The following is a 2568-nucleotide window of genomic DNA, read 5'->3' as shown; positions in this document are numbered from 1 at the left end:
ATCGCGTCGGCGGCGGCCCGCCAACCGGCCACCTCGTCGCGGTCCACACCGAGCCGGTCGGCCAGCTCGGGATGCCCCTCGGCGGCGTCCGCCGCGCCGCGCAGGTTGCGCTTCGCCATCAGGTTGGTGAAGACGTTGTCGTCGACAAGCGCGGCGTACTCGTCCGGGCCGGTCACGCCGTGCAGGTGGAAGTCGCCCTCGCTCGACCAGTGACCGAAGCCGTGCCAGAGCCGGGCCGTCTCCACAAGCAGTTCCAGCCCCGCCTCGGCCAGGAACCGCTGGTCGTCGGTGGCCGCCAGGTAACGCAGCACCGCGTCGGCGATGTCGGCGTTGACGTGCAGGGCGGCGGTGCCCGCCGGCCAGTAGCCGGAGCTTTCCCGGCCGCCGATGGTGCGCCACGGGAAGGTCGCGCCGGTCAACCGCAGCTCGGCGGCCCGCTCCCGTGCCTCGGGGAGGTGGGCGTGCCGCCACCTCAGCGCCGAGCGGGCCACCGCCGGGGCCAGGTAGGTGAGCACCGGCAGGACATAACTCTCGGTGTCCCAGAGCACGTGCCCGTCGTAGCCGTTGCCGGTCAACCCCTTCGCCGAGATGGTCCGGTCGGAGTCCGGACGACCGGCCTGGATCAGGTGGAACATCGCGAACCGAACGGCCTGCTGAAGCTCCGGATCGCCGTCGAGCTGCACGTCGGCGACCTGCCAGGCCGCGTCCAGGGCGGCGCGCTGGTCGGTGAGCAGGGCGTCGAAGCCGTCCGCGCGCGCCGCGTCCGCCTCGGCGGCGACCAGGGCGGCCAACTCGTCGGCGGGCGTCGCGTCGACCGCCGCCCACTCGTAGGCGGCGAACTTCGTCAGCCGCAACCGCTCCCCCGGGTGCAGGCGACCCGTCACGGTCAGCCGGACCCGGTCCGGGGTGCAGTCACCGGTCGTGGTCACCGTGCCCGGCCCGTCCAGCAGGTGACTGACCGCGACCGCGACGCGCTGGTCGCTGCGCTCGGTGCGGTGCACCAGCACGCCGTCGAGGCCGGTCGCACGGTACGTCTCGGCGGTCAGCGGGTCGGTGGGCACCGAGGCGGCCCGAGGGTCGTCCGAACGCTCCGGCACCTTCTCGTTGGCCAGCAGATCCGAGCAGACCCGCAGCTCGACGGCGGTGTCCAACGGCTCGACCTCGTACCGGACGGCGGCCACCGGGCGACGCGGCAGGGACACCAACCGGGTGCTGCGGATGCGTACGCCCCGACCGGCCGGTGAGACCCACTCGGTCTCCCGGCGCAGCACGCCGGTACGCAGGTCGAGCACCCGTTCGTGGCTGCGCAGCATTCCGGTCCGGAGATCCAGCGGCTCGTCGTCGACCCAGAGTCGGATCAGTGCGGCGTTCGGTGTGCTGATGACGGTGTCGCTGGCCGACGGGAACCCGTACCCCTCCTCGGGATAGCTCAGCTCGCGCCGCTCGTGGAAGCCACTGACGTAACTGCCCGGCATCCCGCACGGGGCGCCCTCGTCGAGCACCCCACGCCAGCCGATCCACCCGTTGCCCAACGCGAAGATCGACTCGGTCTCGCCGAGCCGGTCCAGGTCGGCCTCCGTACGCCGGATCCGCCAGGTCTCGTCGTCCCCCGTCGCGGCGGTGGACTGCGGTTGATCGGTGGCCGAACCGGTCTGCACGAAGCCTCCTGTCGATGTCGACGTTCTCCGACAGCCAACCAGAGCCGGCTGTGCGGATCCTGGACGAAGGTGGTGAGGACCGTCCGACCTTCGACAGGAGCGGTGCCCTCCGGCGCGTTCGTAGGGTGTGCCCAAGGTGAACAGGGTATGAACGTGAAGTGAGGTGATGCATGCTCGACAACGGCAGCATGGACGTTCCGGAGATCAGCGCCGAGTGGTACAGCGACGTCGTCGACGCCGCCGCCGGCAGCCCAGAGCCGGTGCAGTGGTTCGTCGGACACGCCACCGAGGGGGTGATCCTGCTGCTCGGCGCGCTGCTGGTGATGGCCGCGCTGAGCCGCCGGTCCGGCGGCCCGCACGACCGGGCACTCGCCCTGATCGCGCCGGTGCCAGCCCTCCTGGCGTACGTGGGCAGTGAGTTCCTCAAGACCGTGGTGGACGAGGAGCGCCCCTGCCGGACGATCGGTCGGGAGATCATCGCGGGCGCCTGCCCACCCCCGGGCGACTGGTCGTTCCCCAGCAACCACGCCACCATCGCCGGTGCGCTGGCGGTCACCACCCTGCTGCTCTCCCGGCGACTCGGCCTGGTCGCGCTGCCCCTGGCCGCGCTCGGCGCCTTCTCCCGGGTCTTCGTGGGCGTGCACTACCCGCACGACGTGATCGCTGGCGTGCTGTTCGGTGCCCTGGTCGCCGTGGTGGTCACCCCGTTGCTGGCCCGCCCGACCGGCGAGGTGCTCCGCCGCCGGGCCAACCGCCCCGACAGCCCGGTCCCCAAACTGGCCAGCCGCTCCCGCCCCTGACCGCCGACGTAGCCCTCGCCGCTACCCGCTGCCAAGATCGCGCTCGATCCTGGTTGTAGTGGCCTCCATCGCGAGGAACACCACTGGATCCTGGATCGAGCGCGATCTTG

General features: G+C 71.9%; 2 protein-coding genes. One reads left to right on the top strand and one right to left on the bottom strand.

Going from position 1 to position 2568, the window contains the following annotated elements:
- Nucleotides 1-1658, bottom strand: a 1658-nt coding sequence (locus PSH25_RS28865) for a glycoside hydrolase family 65 protein (RefSeq protein ID WP_238662034.1), incomplete at its 3' end; no start/stop codon positions are given.
- Between the two features lie 170 nt (nt 1659-1828).
- Between PSH25_RS28865 and PSH25_RS28860 the strand changes: the two genes are divergently transcribed.
- Complete coding sequence (locus PSH25_RS28860; protein ID WP_238662033.1) at nt 1829-2458, top strand: phosphatase PAP2 family protein; 630 nt, start codon at nt 1829-1831, stop codon at nt 2456-2458.
- The last annotated feature ends 110 nt before the right edge of the window (nt 2459-2568 follow it).

Source organism: Micromonospora foliorum, assembly GCF_022229015.1.
Classification (GTDB): domain Bacteria; phylum Actinomycetota; class Actinomycetes; order Mycobacteriales; family Micromonosporaceae; genus Micromonospora; species Micromonospora foliorum.
The sequence above is the reverse complement of the archived record's forward strand: the minus strand, read 5'-3'. Positions and strand labels throughout refer to the sequence as shown.

Coding starts and splice junctions, on each gene's coding strand:
- PSH25_RS28860 (WP_238662033.1), top strand. CDS start 1,829: ATGCTCGACAACGGCAGCATGGACGTTCCGGAGATCAGCGCCGAGTGG.